Genomic DNA, 15,762 nt, shown 5'->3' with positions numbered 1-15,762 from the left:
AGCTTTGCTTGGTGACAATAGCGTTCTGGACCCACCTGACCCCATGCCGAACTCAGAAGTGAAACGGAACTGCGCCGATGATAGTGTGGCATTTGCCATGTGAAAGTAGGTCATCACCAGGCTCCTAATTTTAGAAAAGCCCGATTCGAATGAGTCGGGCTTTTTAGAGCAAAAAAAGAATTTACAAGTTTTTGCTTGGCGACAATAGCGTTTTGGAACCACCTGACCCCATGCCGAACTCAGAAGTGAAACGAAACAGCGTCGATGATAGTGTGGCATTTGCCATGTGAAAGTAGAACATCGCCAAGCTCCTAATTATATGAAGAACCCAGCTTATAGCTGGGTTTTTTCGTTTAAAAGCATTGATACTCTACTTGAACATGGCAGGAAAAAAGCTGAGCGAAGCGAATTCATTCCTGTGATAAAGCTGTTGGGAATAGCTTTACATCGCGTAGGCGACCCGAAGGGCAAGGGCAGGATAGCCCGAAGTAAAGTAGTCGCTACGAAGTAGAACATCCTACTTCGTAGCGAGCCAAGCTCCTAATTAAATAAACCCGCTCAACGAGCGGGTTTTTTGCGTTCAGCTCACCTCAAAATTCGTTGTAAATTAGAACTGACCCATCAGAGAACGACTGTGCTGTGGCAGGCCTTTTTGACTTATGTCGGGGTGAACCCCGACCTACAAAACATTCCCACAGCTCTGTGTAGGCTAGGCTTTAGCCTTGCAAAAGCAGAATTGGTATAACTCACAAGGAATAATCTGAACTCTCGGCTATGAAAGGTATAAGCCAGTTATTGTCTGTGAGTAAATAAGAAAAGATTTAGAAAAAGAAGAAAGGATGTTCCCCGGCGTTGCGGTTACGAATATCAGCCCTTGAACCCTACGGTTCAAGGCGGAAGACAACTACAGGCCGTAGGCTTCTCGGTACATGCCGAGCTTGCGCAATAGCCCGCAAGATGCATTCCTGTTTAAAATTTATCGGCTCAGGGACATCATTCGCTGGCCAACAAGCTAGGGAACAACTTAAGTATATAAGACCCAGCCTCAGGGATACAGTTTAAAGACAAAATAAGTGTTTAAATGCGGCTAAAGTGAACAAGCTGGGTGTTATTTGATCGTTATCATATAAGCCTAGTGACAATACGGTGGAGTCGGCCTGCGAGCGGTGGTAGCATTACTGATTGTAAAGTAAATTATTTCGTCATACGCGAGCCTAACATGAGCGAACAACGTAGCTACCCAGAAGCACAACAACTTTTAGAAAGTAACGATATTTTTGTCATGCCATCGGAAGTGCATGGCATTATCACTGGCTTGCTTGCCTGTGGTTTGGATATCGAAGAGCATGAGTACCAAGGATTGCTATGTGATGTGCTCAATGACGGCATCAGCTTTGAGAGAACACTCAAGCAGTGGCTCAGTGAACTCTACACTCAAGTGGTAGATTCCTTTTCAAATGAGCAGCTGCAATTTGAATTAATGTTACCTGATGAAGAAGAAAGTCTGATCGATCAAGCCAATGCGCTGGTCGCTTGGGTTAATGGATTCTTGCTAGGTTTTGGTTTAAAGCAACAAGACTACGGTAAACTCTCAGCTGACGTAAAAGAGGTCATTCAAGATTTCACGGAAATTAGCCGCTTAGATACGCACTTCGATGAAAGCGAAGAAGACAAACAAGCCCTTCATGAGGTGCTTGAATATGTGCGTGTATCGGCCATGTTATGTTTTGCAGAATTAGGCAAGCGTGATACTTCTACGACAACTTCAAAGACGCTTCACTAATGAATATTACCAAAGAAGAATATTTAGCGCGCCAGCATCGATTACTGGCGCAAATGAAACACAATTCAGTGGCGTTGATCCCTGCTGCAAAAGAGATCACCCGCAGCCGCGATACTGAGTTTCCATTTCGCCAAGATAGCGACTTTTTCTATTTAACAGGGTTTAATGAACCCGATGCGATGCTTGTACTTATCAAGGGCGACGAGCAAAAGTCTATTATTTACGTGCGCGCAAAGGATAAAACAGCCGAGATTTGGCATGGTCGCCGTATGGGCGCCGATGCTGCCGTTGAACTGTTACCTGTTGATGAAGCCTACACCTTGGCTGATTTAGATCAGGGCTTAATTGATGCGGTCAACCAAAAGAGCACACTGTATTTTGGCCAAGGCGTGTATAAAGATGTTGATGACCAAGTGTTTGCATTGCTTAATACCCTTCGCGGTGCGCCTAAAAAAGGTTATCGAGCGCCAGAAGTGATGCGTGACGTGCGTACGCTTGTACACGAAATGCGTCTGTTTAAATCACCTGCTGAAATTGAGATCATGCGCCGTGCCGGTGCTATCAGTGCCGACGCTCACAAGCGCGCGATGCGTTTTGCTAAAGCGGGTGCGACTGAGTATCAACTTGAGGCTGAGTTGCATCATCATTACGCCATGAACGGCGCTCGCTACCCAGCTTATGGCACGATTGTTGGAAGTGGTGATAACGCCACGATTTTGCACTACACCGAAAACGAATCAACGCTTAAAGACGGCGACTTGGTCCTGATAGACTCGGGATGTGAACTGGCAGGTTATGCGGCTGATATTACCCGTACATTCCCCGTAAATGGCACATTTACCCAAGCGCAAAAAGCCGTGTATAACCTTGTCCTTAAAGCCCAGTACGCAGCGCTTGATGTTGTGAAGCCGGGTAATACACTGGCACAAGCGGCGCAGGTGGTTAACCGTATTCTGACCCAAGGGCTAATTGATTTGGGTTTACTCGAAGGTGATATTGAAGAGCTCCTTGAAAGTCAGGCTTATCGTGCGTTTTACATGCACGGCTTAGGACATTGGCTTGGTCTTGATGTACACGACGTGGGTGAATACAAGCAAGACGAAAAAGACCGCCCATTCGAGCCGGGTATGGTGCTGACTATCGAACCAGGTTTATACATCAGCGAAGATGCGCCTGTAGCCCAGCAATACCGAGGTATCGGTATTCGTATCGAGGATGACGTTCTGGTTACAGAAAATGGCCATGAAAACCTCACGGCTGCAGTACCAAAAGAAATCGCCGAAATCGAAGCGCTAATGCAGGAGAGCTAAGTAGTGCAGCACGTCGATGTGGTGGTAGTTGGTGGCGGTTTAGCCGGAGGTACACTGGCAAATGTACTGGCACAGCAATGTCCTACGTTGAGCATTGCTGTTGTTGAAGCACACGTGCCAAGCAATGATACCCATCCAAGCTTTGATGACCGCTCAATTGCATTGGCGGCTGATTCGGTTAATTACCTTCAAGCTCACAATTTGTTTAATGCGCAAAGCGACTACGCATGTGCCATTAAACACGTGCAGGTTTCTGATCGTGGGCATTTTGGCAAAACCCAAATTAGCCACCAAGATTACAATTTAGCGGCGCTGGGTTATGTGGTAGAGGTGCGTCCTTGGGGGCAGGCTCTGCACCGTGCTTTAAGTGCACAGCAAAACGTCACGCAGTTTTGTCCTGCCAAAGTTGTCGCTGTATCAATGCACGAATCCCACAATCAGCTTACACTGGATGACGGTACGAAACTGGGCGCTAAATTAGTCGTAGTGGCCGATGGTGCGCAGTCAGCAACGCGCTCTTTATTGCATCTTGATTTCCATACTCAGCAATACAATCAACATGCGCTCATAGCCAATGTTGAAGTACGAGACGACCACCAAAGCCATGCGTTTGAGCGCTTTACTGAACATGGTCCATTGGCTTTATTGCCCATGTCTCGCAATCGTTATTCATTAGTGTGGTGTGATGATGCACATAAGCTCAACGAACTACAACAAAGCACTGGTGATGAATTTATCGCTGCATTACAAGATGAGTTTGGTTATCGAGCAGGGCTATTCACCCAAGTAGGTGAGCGCAGCGTTTATCCTCTGGTGTGGGGGCGAAGCAACACCTTAGTGAGTAGCCGAGCCGTGGTCATTGGTAACGCAGCCCACGCAATTCATCCTATTGCTGGGCAGGGTTTTAATCTTGGTCTGAGAGATATTAAAGAGTTGGTCGCGCGTATAGCTCAGGCAGGTGATGAGCTGGGTTCATATGCCTTTACCTCGGAGTATGCACAAGCACGTGAGCAAGATATTACCCGAGTGATGACGCTTACCGACACCTTAGTACGTACATTTTCAAACAGTGCGCGCAGCATTGCCCTTGGGCGAAGCGCGGGTTTGGCTGCGATGCAATTATGCAGTTCGCTACGCCAACCCTTGGCAAAACAACTAATGGGATTTAATTAAGGCATGTTTCAAGCAAAGGTAGCGGTCGTTGGCGGCGGGTGTGTTGGTTTAAGCGCAGCGTTGGCGCTGAGCTTACAAGGCATTTCAGTGGTAGTAATTGACGCTGGCGACACCTGTGCACCACTCAGTGATGACTACGGCCTGCGCGTAAGCGCTATTAACCATGCCAGTGAAGCGCTATTTACTGAGCTCGGTGCTTGGGTGCATATGCAAGCGCAACGTATGAGCCCGTATACGCAAATGGATGTGCGCGACAAAGACAGTTTTGCTCATATCCACTTTGATAGCGATGACTATGATGTATCGCACCTTGGGCACATCATTGAAAACGACGTGATCCACCGCGCCTTGATAGCCCAACTACAGCAGCAAGATAACGTCACCTTGTTGTTTAATCATGCTTATAAAGATATCCACCAAAGCGAAAGCAATGTCCTTATTACGCTCGATAATGGCTCACCTGTGATGTGCGAATTACTGGTTGCTGCCGATGGCGCTAATTCAGGTATTCGCCAACGCTTTAATTTGCCAATCACCTTTAAAGATTATGACCATCATGCGCTCGTTGCTACGGTCAAAACCCAATACAGCAATGAGCAATGTGCCCGACAGGTATTTTTACCCGACGGTCCACTGGCATTCTTACCCTTGCCGGATCAGCACATGCACTCGATCGTATGGTCGTGCTCGCCAGAGCAGGCGCAGCACTATCACAGCATGAGCAATGAAGACTTTAACAAGGCGCTATACACCGCCTTTGATGGTCAATGTGGTTTGTGTGAAGTGCAATCAGTGCGTCCGGTATTCCCGTTAACGATGCGCTATGCTCGCCAATGGGTTAAAGAGCGTATCGTCTTGATGGGCGATGCAGCACACACTATTCACCCGCTCGCTGGGTTAGGTATGAACCTTGGATTAAAAGATGCAGCACGGTTTGCGCAACTGGTTGTTGAGCCGCTAACGAGCAAAGACGGCGACTTAGGGCGTGCACTGCGTACCTATGAGCGCGAGCGCAAACTCGATGCGCAAAAGCATATTGCAACGATGCAGGGGTTAAAAAGTGTGTTCGCAGGCTCGAACCCTTTCAAAAAGTTGGTACGTGGCTTAGGTTTGGCTGCAGTAAACGATATCAAGCCACTAAAGCAGCTATTTGCAGAGCAAGCCTTGGGTAAATAACCCAAGGTGCTCGTCGTGTTATTAACTCAATCGTAAGCTAATAAACTCCGCTAACTTATCAATGGCGTGCGCGGGCTCTTGGGCGCGTTTAATCAAGCTAATACCAATTTGCCCAAGAGCGGGCAGTAAGTCGGTGCCCGTTGTGAATGGTAATTCTTCAGGCACTGTCTTGCGCGCTAATACCGTGATCCCTAACTCTTCTTTTATTGCCGCTGTGAGTCCCGTTAAGTCGGCATTAGTGTACACCACTCGCCAAGGGATCCCCGCTTGCTCCAATGCTTCAATCGCGCGACGACGATAAATACAGCCCTGTGGTGCAACTACCAAGGTTACAGGCGTACTTGGGCTAATTGCTGTATTTCCGACCCACACCAAGTCATCTTGTAAGAAGCTAGGGTAGTGCGGATTATCGAGCTGCTCGACGAGCGTCAAAATCAAATCAAACTCGTCGCGGTTGCTTACATGCATCAACTGTTTGCTCAGCTCGGATTTTACCTCAAGCGATACATCAGGATAGAGCGACACAAAGTCACCAATAATGGCAGGCAAAATACTGGCCGCAAACTCGCTAGGAATGCCTAAACGTACTTTACCTGTGACCGTTTCATTACTGAACAGCTGCAATATGGCATCATTCTCTTTGAGTATTTGCTTCGCGAGAGGCAATAATTGTTCACCTTGATGATTCAGCACTTGGCGTTGCCCTTGCTTTTTAAACAGCTTACGCCCGAGTAAATCTTCCAAACGCTTAATTTGCAAACTCACCGCAGGTTGCGACAAACCAAGCAAATCGCCTGCTTTGGCAAAGCCTCCTACTTCCACTACGGTGACTAAAGTACGAAGGCTGTCCATGGGGATGTTTTTCATATTAGAGATGCCAATTTATTGCGCGAAATACATTTGCATTATTTATCAATCGATAAAAAATTACAATTTGTTGTTGGTTTGGCCCAGCCCTATACTGCGAAAAGTTTAAATCTAATCAGTTGAGGCAGCGATGGCGATTCAATCACTCTTTTTTGCCCGCCACCATGGCGCACTGGATGCTAGCACAAATACCTTTGCAAAAGCACATGAACAGATCATCGACTTAGGTGGCTGTGAAGTATTACTGCTGTTACAAAGTTTAAAAAGCTGCAACCTAAGTTGGGCTACCAAACCGGGTATGGCTGTGCGCTACGATCTGACTGACTTAGACCTATCATTCGACGTATTCTTTTTAAGTGATATGGCGCTACGTATTGTTACCACCGACGCCGATAAAGTGACTGCGCTACTCAATAGCGCCAGCGAACATTTTGACGTGGATGTCATGCCACGCCCAGAGTTGGCAAGTGTGCACTTTAGCGGCCCTGATGCAGCTGATTTCTTAGGGCAGCAATTTAGCCTGTATATGGGGATGGCGCTTGGCCAAAATACCCAACATTACGGTGTGCAGTGTGGTGCCTGTTTTGTAGTAGCCAGTGCCGACAGTGGCGAGCAATACTACCGTGTATTTGCACACCTAGATGCGTTGAATAACGTGACACATTCTTTGACGGGCGCGCATTTTAACCCCCAAGCACATGCTGCTTAAATGTCGCCAAGAAAAATGTACGCTTTTGCTAACAGATGTTACAAAAGTAATTGCTAATTTGGGTGTCAGCGGCGAACAACTTATGTATAATCGCGGCCCATGTTATTCCCCCTCAATTAATGAGGCCACGCCCACCATATTGGGTTCGTAAAAAGTGAAGGAATATTATGTCTTCTAAAACACCTCTACATGCCAAGCACCTCGAAGCGGGTGCAAAAATGGTTGATTTCTTTGGCTGGGATATGCCAATCAACTACGGTTCGCAAATCGAAGAACACAACGCTGTGCGTACCGATGCAGGCATGTTCGACGTATCACACATGACCATCGTTGACGTTCAAGGCGATGACGCAAAAGCCTTCTTACAAAAGCTTGTAGCAAATGATGTTGCTAAGTTAACAGTTGCTGGTAAAGCACTTTACACTGGCATGCTTAACGAGCAAGGCGGCGTGATCGACGATTTGATAATTTATTTCTTCAGCGACACTGAGTACCGCCTAGTGGTTAACTCAGCAACGCGTGAAAAAGATTTAGCACATATGAGTGCCGTTGCAGTTGATTTTAACGTGACTGTGACAGAGCGTCCTGAGTTCGCAATGATTGCGGTTCAAGGCCCTAACGCGAAAGCGAAAACTGCCGAAGTATTAAGTGCAGCGCAGCAAGAAGCTGTGGCAGACATGAAGCCATTCTTTGGTGTGCAGGCCGGTGATTTATTTATCGCCACAACAGGCTATACTGGCGAGGATGGTTACGAGATTGTAGTACCAAACGAGCAAGCTGCTGACCTATGGCAACAGCTTCTAGACGCAGGCGTAGCGCCAGCTGGTCTAGGTGCTCGTGACACACTACGCCTTGAAGCAGGTATGAACCTATACGGCCAAGATATGGACGAAAGCGTGTCGCCACTTGCGGCGAACATGGCGTGGACCATTGCTTGGGAACCAGCTGATCGTAACTTCATCGGTCGTGAAGTAGTAGAACAACAACGCGCTGATAAGAGCACTGACAAACTAGTTGGTCTTGTGCTTGAAGAAAAAGGCGTGTTACGCGGTGGCCTAAAAGTTATTTGTGATGCAGGCGAAGGTGTTATTACCTCGGGTACTTTCTCACCTACACTTGGTCACAGTATTGCACTTGCCCGTGTACCGCGTGAAATCGGCGATACAGCGCAAGTAGAAATGCGTAAAAAACTAGTCAATGTTAAAGTGGTTAAGCCTTGCTTTGTGCGTCAAGGTAAAGCCGTAGTATAAGAATTTAAATTTACACCAAAGGAACAGACAATGAGCAACATTCCAAGCGAATTAAAGTACGCTAGTTCACACGAGTGGGTTCGCGCTGAAGGCGACGGCACTTACACTGTGGGTATCACTGAGCACGCGCAAGAGCTACTAGGTGATATGGTATTCGTAGAATTACCAGAAGTAGGTGACGAAGTTGACGCCGGTGAAGACTGTGCAGTTGCTGAGTCTGTAAAAGCGGCTTCTGACATCTACGCACCAATTGGCGGTGAAATCGTTGCTATCAACGAAGAGCTAGAAGATGCGCCTGAGACAGTAAACTCAGACCCATACGGTGACGGCTGGTTGTTCCGCATTAAAGCTTCAGACGAGTCTGAGCTTGATAACTTACTTGACGCTGAAGGCTACACGAACAGCATCGACGACGAGTAATATTCGTTTGGGCTTAGGCCCCTAAAAGCCCCGTTTCGGGGCTTTTTAAGTTTATGTGCCGCCATATCGGCACCTTTACAGGTTTGGTGTAACGCCTTGTTTGTAGGTAAACCCCCACCAAATCGCATTAAATTTCTTGGATCATAGGAATCTGGACATATGTCAAATGCCAAATCTCTTGAACAGTTAGAGCAAAAGCAAGATTTTATTCGTCGTCACATTGGCCCGAGCCCGGCGCAAATGAGCGACATGCTTAGCGCTCTTGGAGTATCGAGTGTTGAAGAGCTTATGGAACAAACTGTTCCTGCTAGCATTCGTCTTGAGAACGGCCTGCAAATTGGCGAAAGCCGCACTGAGGTTGAAACCCTGAGCTACCTAAAATCAGTAGCTAGCCAAAACAAGGTATTCAAATCATACATCGGTCAGGGTTACCACCCGACGCATGTACCTCACGTGATCCTGCGTAACGTTTTAGAAAACCCAGGTTGGTACACAGCATACACGCCTTACCAGCCAGAGATTGCACAAGGTCGTTTGGAGTCACTACTTAACTTCCAAACGCTATCAATGGACCTAACGGGCCTTGACCTTGCAAGCGCGTCACTACTTGACGAGTCAACTGCTGCTGCTGAAGCAATGGCACTTGCAAAGCGCGTTTCTAAAGCGAAAAAAGCAAATGCATTCTTCATCGCAGAAGACGTTCACGTACAAACTATCGACGTAGTAAAAACACGTGCCGAGCAGTTTGGTTTTGACATCATCATTGGTCCTGCAAGCGAAGCTGCAAACCATGAGATCTTCGGTGCCTTATTCCAGTATCCAACAACAAGCGGTGAAGTGGTTGATTTAACAGACCTTATCGCTGCTGTACAAAGCAAAAAAGCACTTGCGTGTGTTGCTGCAGACATCATGGCACTTATGCTACTTAAAGCACCAGGTAAACTAGGTGCAGACGTAGTACTTGGTTCTGCACAGCGTTTTGGTGTGCCTATGGGCTACGGTGGTCCACACGCGGCGTTCTTCACCACGCGTGATGCATACAAGCGTTCACTACCAGGTCGTATCATCGGTGTGTCAAAAGACCGCCTAGGTAACGACGCATTGCGTATGGCAATGCAAACACGTGAACAGCACATCCGCCGTGAAAAAGCGAACTCAAACATCTGTACTGCACAGGTGTTACTAGCGAACATGGCAGCGTTTTACGCGGTTTACCACGGCCCACAAGGTCTGAAAACAATCGCTGAGCGTATCCACCGTTTTGCTGACATCCTAGCTGCTGGCCTTAAAGAGAAAGGCGTAGCGCTTAAGCACGACACATGGTTCGACACCATCACTGTTGTTGCTGATAACAAAGACGAAGTCGTTGCACGCGCACTTGCAGCAGAAGTTAACTTTGCGACTAACCACGCAGGTGAGTACTCGATCTCTGTATCTGAGACTACAACACGTGAAGACGTACTAGAGCTATTCGACATCATCCTAGGTGAAGGTCATGGTCTAGACGTAGCGGCACTTGATGCACAAATCAGCGCTAATGGTTCACAGTCTATCCCAGCTAGCCTAGTACGTGATGACGAAGTGCTAACGCACCCGAACTTCAACTCGTACCACAGCGAAACTGAGATGCTTCGTTATATCAAGCGTCTAGAAAACAAAGACTTATCGCTTAACCACTCAATGATCTCGTTAGGTTCATGTACGATGAAACTAAACGCGACAGCAGAGATGATCCCAATCACATGGCCAGAGTTTGCAAACTTGCACCCATTCTGCCCATTGGATCAAGCGGCAGGTTACCAAGTGATGATCAACGAGCTACACGACTGGTTAGTAAACATCACAGGTTACGATGCAGTATCACTACAGCCTAACTCAGGTGCACAGGGTGAATACGCAGGCCTTATCGCGATTCGTAAATACCACGAGTCACGTGGCGAAGGTCACCGTAACGTATGTTTGATCCCAAGCTCTGCACACGGTACTAACCCTGCATCAGCACAAATGGCTAGCATGAAGATTGTGGTTGTTGATTGCGACAAGCAAGGTAACGTAGATATGGCTGACCTTAAAGCGAAAGCTGAAGAAGTGTCAGAGAACCTATCGTGCATCATGATCACATACCCGTCTACACACGGTGTATACGAAGAAACAATCCGTGAAATTTGCGACATCGTGCACCAGCACGGCGGCCAAGTTTACATGGATGGCGCGAACATGAACGCGCAAGTAGGTGTAACAAGCCCAGGCTTCATCGGTTCAGACGTATCGCACCTTAACCTACACAAAACATTCTGTATCCCACACGGTGGCGGTGGCCCAGGTGTTGGCCCAATCGGTGTTAAATCACACCTTGCGCCATTTATGCCTAACCACAGCGTAATCAACGTACCGGGTACGAACGTAGACAATGGCGCGGTGTCAGCTGCTCCTTACGGCTCTGCGGCAATCCTACCAATTTCATGGGCATACATTGCCATGATGGGTAGCGAAGGCCTACGTGAAGCAACAGAAACAGCGATTGTGAATGCAAACTATCTAGCTGAAAAGCTAAGCGAGCATTACCCAATCCTATACCGTGGCCGTAACAACCGCGTTGCGCACGAGTGTATTGTTGACCTACGCCCACTTAAAGAAGCCACTGGCGTGTCTGAAATGGACGTAGCGAAGCGCTTAATGGACTACGGTTTCCACTCACCAACAATGTCGTTCCCAGTAGCGGGCACATTGATGATTGAGCCAACTGAATCTGAGTCTAAAGTTGAGATCGACCGTTTCATCGAAGCGATGGCGTCAATCAAGAGCGAAATCGACAAGATTGCTAACGGCGAATGGTCAATTGAAGACAACCCGCTAGTGAATGCGCCGCACACGCAAGCAGACGTGCTAAGCAACGACTGGAACCGCGCATACGACCGTTTCTATGCTGCATTCCCAGTTGAAAGCGTGGCGAAGAACAAGTTCTGGCCAACAGTAACACGTATTGATGACGTGTTCGGTGACCGTAACCTTATTTGTTCTTGTCCTGCGGTTGATACGTATCGCGATGAGTAATTGGCTTTATTCTCGCTGCAGAGCGAGGGCTGATTAAAATCGTTTTTGAGAAGCGCCCCTGAAAAGGGGCGCTTTTTTTGTGGGTGTTATACGGCGAATGACCGCCTGTTGGTCAGACTTTGCGGGCATGGATAACCTTGTAGGTCAGACTGCAATGTTGTTGTGGGTTAGGCTTCAGCCTGACAAAAGATGGTTGTATGAATCGACCAACCTTCGCTGTTTTTTGTGGGTCAGGCTTCAGCCTGACAGGGGATGTCTGTAGTAGAGCAATGCAGGAGCATATTGCCGATAAGGCCGACTGTAGGGCAGTCTTCAGACTGCCAACTCTTATTCAGGGTTTCTTGATTGCTGAGGAATGCTGGATAACATGGCTTTTCAAATTTAGATTTTGTCGGGCCGCCGACTTCGGGTCAGAGGAAATGCATCATCACCGTGCAAGTAATTCATCCATGAAGCCGTGTTCCTGTCGGCATCCATGCCTCCACCTCCGAGCGCTGCGAAGCGCTGCTTCGGTCACTCGTCGCCCTCTTGGAACTCCTAGGCGCCCGTAATTCGCAATTGCTTTCGAACTCATATCTTTTGTTAAACGCTCCGCTTAGCTGCTGACACGATTTAACAGCACATCCCTGTGCTGTTAAATCTAGCTCGGCGTCCTGCCTCGCTGTCAGCTTCACGCTTCGCAACAAAAGCTGATTTCTACAGCGCGAATTCAAACGGGGGATAGGGGGCAGTGAGTTTGGAACAATACGACTTTGTTTATGAGCTGCTTAAAACTTTTGTTGAATGAAATTTCTATTTTCATAAGGCTATGATTATTATAAAAAAGGGTTACCAACATACTTTTATAATAGATAACATTAGCGTATCCTCTGGGTTCATACGCTAAAGAAAATATGTGTAAGGATACAAAAATGAATAAACTAGTCAAAATGTTAGTCGAAAGGCTAGATACGGCAAAGACAGACTCTGACTTTTCATTTTTTTTCTCATTGTTAGTGTCAGGTGAGGCGATAACGAAATTAATAACTTTGTATCTATTATCGTCATTAGAAAATGATAAGGATCGTCACAAATATCAAATTGAATATACTTTAGTTAGAACTAGCGGTGTTGGTGATTGGAGTAGAGCTATAGATGACCTTTTGCTAGGTACTGCTTCACAATTCCAGATAAACGAATCAAGGCCATTTCAGAGCGATTTTACAAAAAAAGTTAATGCGGAGGAGTGGCAACATAAAGCTGTCTCTGATTTGATAAAGTCCATGCAGGTTTTTGATATAGATGTAAATGAGATCAAGGGGAAAGTCGACTTAAGAACTTGGTTTAAGTTATTTACAGAGTTAAGAAATAAAACTAGGGGCCATGGCGCTACCTTACCAGCCAAGAGTTCAGATGCGTGCACGTTTCTAGAAAGAAGTTTGCTAACAATTATTGATAATTTAAGCTTACTCAGTTTACCCACCGCATATCTCAAGAAAAATTTAAGTGGAAAATACCGTGTAACGCCGATAACACAAAATACCGATGAATTTAGAGATCTATCAACGTCAGAGAGCTTCAATTTACAAAATGGTATTTATACATACCTAAGTGGTTTTAGACAAATCCCTCTAATAGAAAGTGATGCAGAACTAAGTGATTTCTTTATTGCAAATGGCGGGTTTAACAATAACAAGTTCGAACTGTTATCCTATATTTCCGATAATAAGAAGTATGGGGATAGTAGTAACTATTTAGCTCCAAGAGGCCAGCTACCTGCTAGTGAGTCTGAGGGGATCGGTGAGTTAGTTGTTAAAGGCAATGTGTTCACTAACGTTCCAGATCTAACATATGAGTATATCGCTCGTCCAAACCTAGAAATGCAATTAGCGCAACTTTTAAAGGATGACCGCCGAGCAGTAGTAACACTTTTAGGCAGGGGAGGAATTGGGAAAACATCGCTAGCACTTAAAGTTATACCTGAGTTGTATGATACCGACAGATTTGATGCGGTAATCTGGTTTAGTTCGCGCGATATAGACTTGCACTCGTCTGGGGCTAAACTGGTTAGGGCTGGTGTTGTAACAGATCAAGATATGGCAAAGTATTACTGTAAGCTTGTTCTTTCTGAACCGGAGAAAAATCCTCTTGATTATTTTCAAAAGCAATTGACAAGCTCAGAAGTAGGTCCTTGCCTGTTTGTATTCGACAATTTTGAAACTACAGACAATCCTTTGGAGCTATACAAATTAATCGATACATATGTCAGGCTCCCAAATAAAGTTTTAATCACTACGAGGTTGAGAGACTTTATAGGAGATTATCCTTTAACCGTACATGGTATGACTGAAGATGAATCGAGAGCTCTGATAGATCTTACTTCGGCATCGCTAGGTATAAAAGATCGGCTAAGTGAAAAAGTGATAAGTGAGATAATATCCGTATCATCGGGGCACCCATATATTATCAAAGTAATGTTAGGGGGATTCGCTAATAATGGGGCTAAAGGCTCATTACCAAAGATAATAGCTGGTAGCGATGAAGTGTTGGTGGCACTGTTTGAGAGGACTTACGCTGCTCTAACGCCATGTGCTCAACAGGTTTTTTTAACTTTAGCTTCTTGGAATTCAGCTGTTCCCAGAATTGCCCTTGAAACAGTTTTGATGGTATCTATTGATGAACCATTAGAAGTAGAAAAGTCAATCGATAACCTGATTCAATTTTCCATGATAGAGGAAAAAAAATCTCCAGACGATGGTCAATATTTTCTTGGTTTACCATATGTAGCTTTGGCATTTGGAGCAAAGAAATTACATGTAAGCCCACTTAAAAGTAAAATTTCAAGTGACTCTAAATTACTACAAACGTTTGGGCCATGTAAGCTGGAAGATAAAAATATTAACTTTAGGCATCACTTCATTTCTTTCCTACGAAATATAGACCTCACTAAATTTAATCAAAATAAACAAATAATCGACAGGATATGTTTTTCTTTTAACGATGGATTTTTTTTGGTAGCTAACTTTTTGTTTGAGTCCGATGTTAAAAACTTAGTACCCGCTGCTAAAGAATACTGCTTACTGTACTTAGAAAATGAAACTATAGATAGCAAAAAACTTATGGGCTGGACATTGCTGGCTGAAATAGCAAAAGCACTCAAAGAACCATTGGATGAAGTCCACGCTATATTAGAAATTGCTCAATTGTCAGATATAGACTTTTTCCAGTTATCTATAATTGTAAACACTATCAATCATAAATTTTCTACCAAGCAAATTACGACCAATGCAAGCGTGAAAAGAGAACTTTTGTCGGGGTTGTATGACGTAATTTGGACAAGGAGACATGAAGGAGATGCTGTAGATCTATCAAGAATTGCTTGGTTAGCCTTACATCTAGACAAAATCGATGATGCTAGGAATCTTGTAACTGAAGGGCTTAGAAAAGACTCCGATAATAGCTACTGCAAAAAGCTGAAAGAGAAGTTAGACAAACTGCACTGAGAATCAAAAGAGAAATAGACAAGACACCCACTTAAATTGACTCTGGCTCTCCAACAAACTGTACCTTTATTTGGCGCTGTAAATTATTAGAGTGGGTGTCAGGATTCTTTGTTTGGGTGCTGTTGCCACCGCGACAAAGGAATCGTATCAAGGGTCAGATTTCTTGATTTCAACGCGTCGCTTTATCAAATTTGCCTCTTGATATGTCGAGGGTAGGCCCTGCATTGGGCAGTCCAGCAAATTCACCTTGCCTCTTTTATCTTCTATCTCAATCCTCTGGCCCTTTCAGGGTAAAGGTTAAGTGCTTGCGCATATCTTTTAGGATCACGCCTTTTTTCAGCATGGCGGCGCTTAGGCGTTTTTGCCATTTGAGTAGGTGATGTCCACTTCCCCTAAACTGAGACAGACATAATTAGAGTTTTCTGTAATGATAAATGCAGGAGACGACTATGAAAAAATCACGCTATACAGAATCTCAGATCATCGCAGTATTAAAAGAAGTTGATGCAGGTAGAAAAGTTGAGGAAGTGTGCCGTCA

General features: G+C 45.6%; 11 protein-coding genes, 2 rRNA genes and 1 other RNA gene. 12 read left to right on the top strand and 2 right to left on the bottom strand.

Going from position 1 to position 15,762, the window contains the following annotated elements; all coding sequences use genetic code 11:
* Positions 1-7: 7 nt before the first annotated feature.
* Positions 8-122 (top strand): 5S ribosomal RNA (gene rrf / locus AAEU32_RS15735).
* Between the two features lie 72 nt (positions 123-194).
* Positions 195-309 (top strand): 5S ribosomal RNA (gene rrf, locus AAEU32_RS15730).
* A 530-nt stretch (positions 310-839) separates the two neighbouring features.
* Here the strand turns inward: rrf (AAEU32_RS15730) and ssrS are convergent.
* Positions 840-1,022: non-coding RNA, 6S RNA (gene ssrS / locus AAEU32_RS15725), on the bottom strand.
* 197 nt (positions 1,023-1,219) lie between these two features.
* Here ssrS and AAEU32_RS15720 point away from each other — a divergent pair.
* The 4 genes from AAEU32_RS15720 to AAEU32_RS15705 are packed head-to-tail and all read left to right on the top strand — an operon-like array spanning position 1,220 to position 5,442.
* Complete coding sequence (locus AAEU32_RS15720) at positions 1,220-1,783, top strand: UPF0149 family protein (protein ID WP_421971483.1); 564 nt, start codon at positions 1,220-1,222, stop codon at positions 1,781-1,783.
* Positions 1,783-3,093: a Xaa-Pro aminopeptidase gene (gene pepP, locus AAEU32_RS15715; protein ID WP_421971482.1), complete on the top strand. Its 1,311-nt coding sequence runs from the start codon at positions 1,783-1,785 to the stop codon at positions 3,091-3,093. Before AAEU32_RS15720 ends, pepP begins: the two co-directional genes overlap by 1 nt.
* A gap of 3 nt (positions 3,094-3,096) precedes the next feature.
* Positions 3,097-4,266: a 2-octaprenyl-6-methoxyphenyl hydroxylase gene (ubiH, locus tag AAEU32_RS15710; protein ID WP_421971481.1), complete on the top strand. Its 1,170-nt coding sequence runs from the start codon at positions 3,097-3,099 to the stop codon at positions 4,264-4,266.
* A gap of 3 nt (positions 4,267-4,269) precedes the next feature.
* Positions 4,270-5,442, top strand: a complete 1,173-nt coding sequence (locus tag AAEU32_RS15705; RefSeq protein ID WP_421971480.1) for an FAD-dependent oxidoreductase — start codon at positions 4,270-4,272, stop codon at positions 5,440-5,442.
* 21 nt (positions 5,443-5,463) lie between these two features.
* On the opposite strand, the gene AAEU32_RS15700 is transcribed toward AAEU32_RS15705, so the two are convergent.
* A complete protein-coding gene (locus AAEU32_RS15700; protein WP_421971479.1) occupies positions 5,464-6,309 on the bottom strand; it encodes a LysR substrate-binding domain-containing protein in 846 nt (281 codons plus the stop codon).
* Between the two features lie 130 nt (positions 6,310-6,439).
* Between AAEU32_RS15700 and AAEU32_RS15695 the strand changes: the two genes are divergently transcribed.
* From AAEU32_RS15695 to AAEU32_RS15670, 6 genes are all read left to right on the top strand, one after another.
* Positions 6,440-7,018, top strand: coding sequence for a hypothetical protein (locus AAEU32_RS15695; RefSeq protein WP_421971478.1), 579 nt, complete (start codon positions 6,440-6,442; stop codon positions 7,016-7,018).
* A 167-nt stretch (positions 7,019-7,185) separates the two neighbouring features.
* The gene (gene gcvT, locus AAEU32_RS15690; RefSeq protein WP_421971477.1) at positions 7,186-8,268 is read left to right on the top strand and encodes a glycine cleavage system aminomethyltransferase GcvT; all 1,083 of its coding nucleotides are present in this window, start codon (positions 7,186-7,188) and stop codon (positions 8,266-8,268) included.
* Positions 8,269-8,298: 30 nt separating this feature from the next.
* Positions 8,299-8,688, top strand: a complete 390-nt coding sequence (gene gcvH, locus AAEU32_RS15685) for a glycine cleavage system protein GcvH (RefSeq protein WP_347388844.1) — start codon at positions 8,299-8,301, stop codon at positions 8,686-8,688.
* A gap of 159 nt (positions 8,689-8,847) precedes the next feature.
* Positions 8,848-11,742: an aminomethyl-transferring glycine dehydrogenase gene (gene gcvP, locus AAEU32_RS15680; protein WP_421971476.1), complete on the top strand. Its 2,895-nt coding sequence runs from the start codon at positions 8,848-8,850 to the stop codon at positions 11,740-11,742.
* Positions 11,743-12,653: 911 nt separating this feature from the next.
* A complete protein-coding gene (locus tag AAEU32_RS15675) occupies positions 12,654-15,224 on the top strand; it encodes an NB-ARC domain-containing protein (protein WP_421971475.1) in 2,571 nt (856 codons plus the stop codon).
* Positions 15,225-15,673: 449 nt separating this feature from the next.
* Positions 15,674-15,762, top strand: an 89-nt coding sequence (locus AAEU32_RS15670) for a transposase (protein WP_421971474.1), incomplete at its 3' end; no start/stop codon positions are given.

Source organism: Pseudoalteromonas maris, assembly GCF_049257235.1.
Classification (GTDB): Bacteria; Pseudomonadota; Gammaproteobacteria; order Enterobacterales; family Alteromonadaceae; genus Pseudoalteromonas.
The sequence above is the reverse complement of the archived record's forward strand: the minus strand, read 5'-3'. Positions and strand labels throughout refer to the sequence as shown.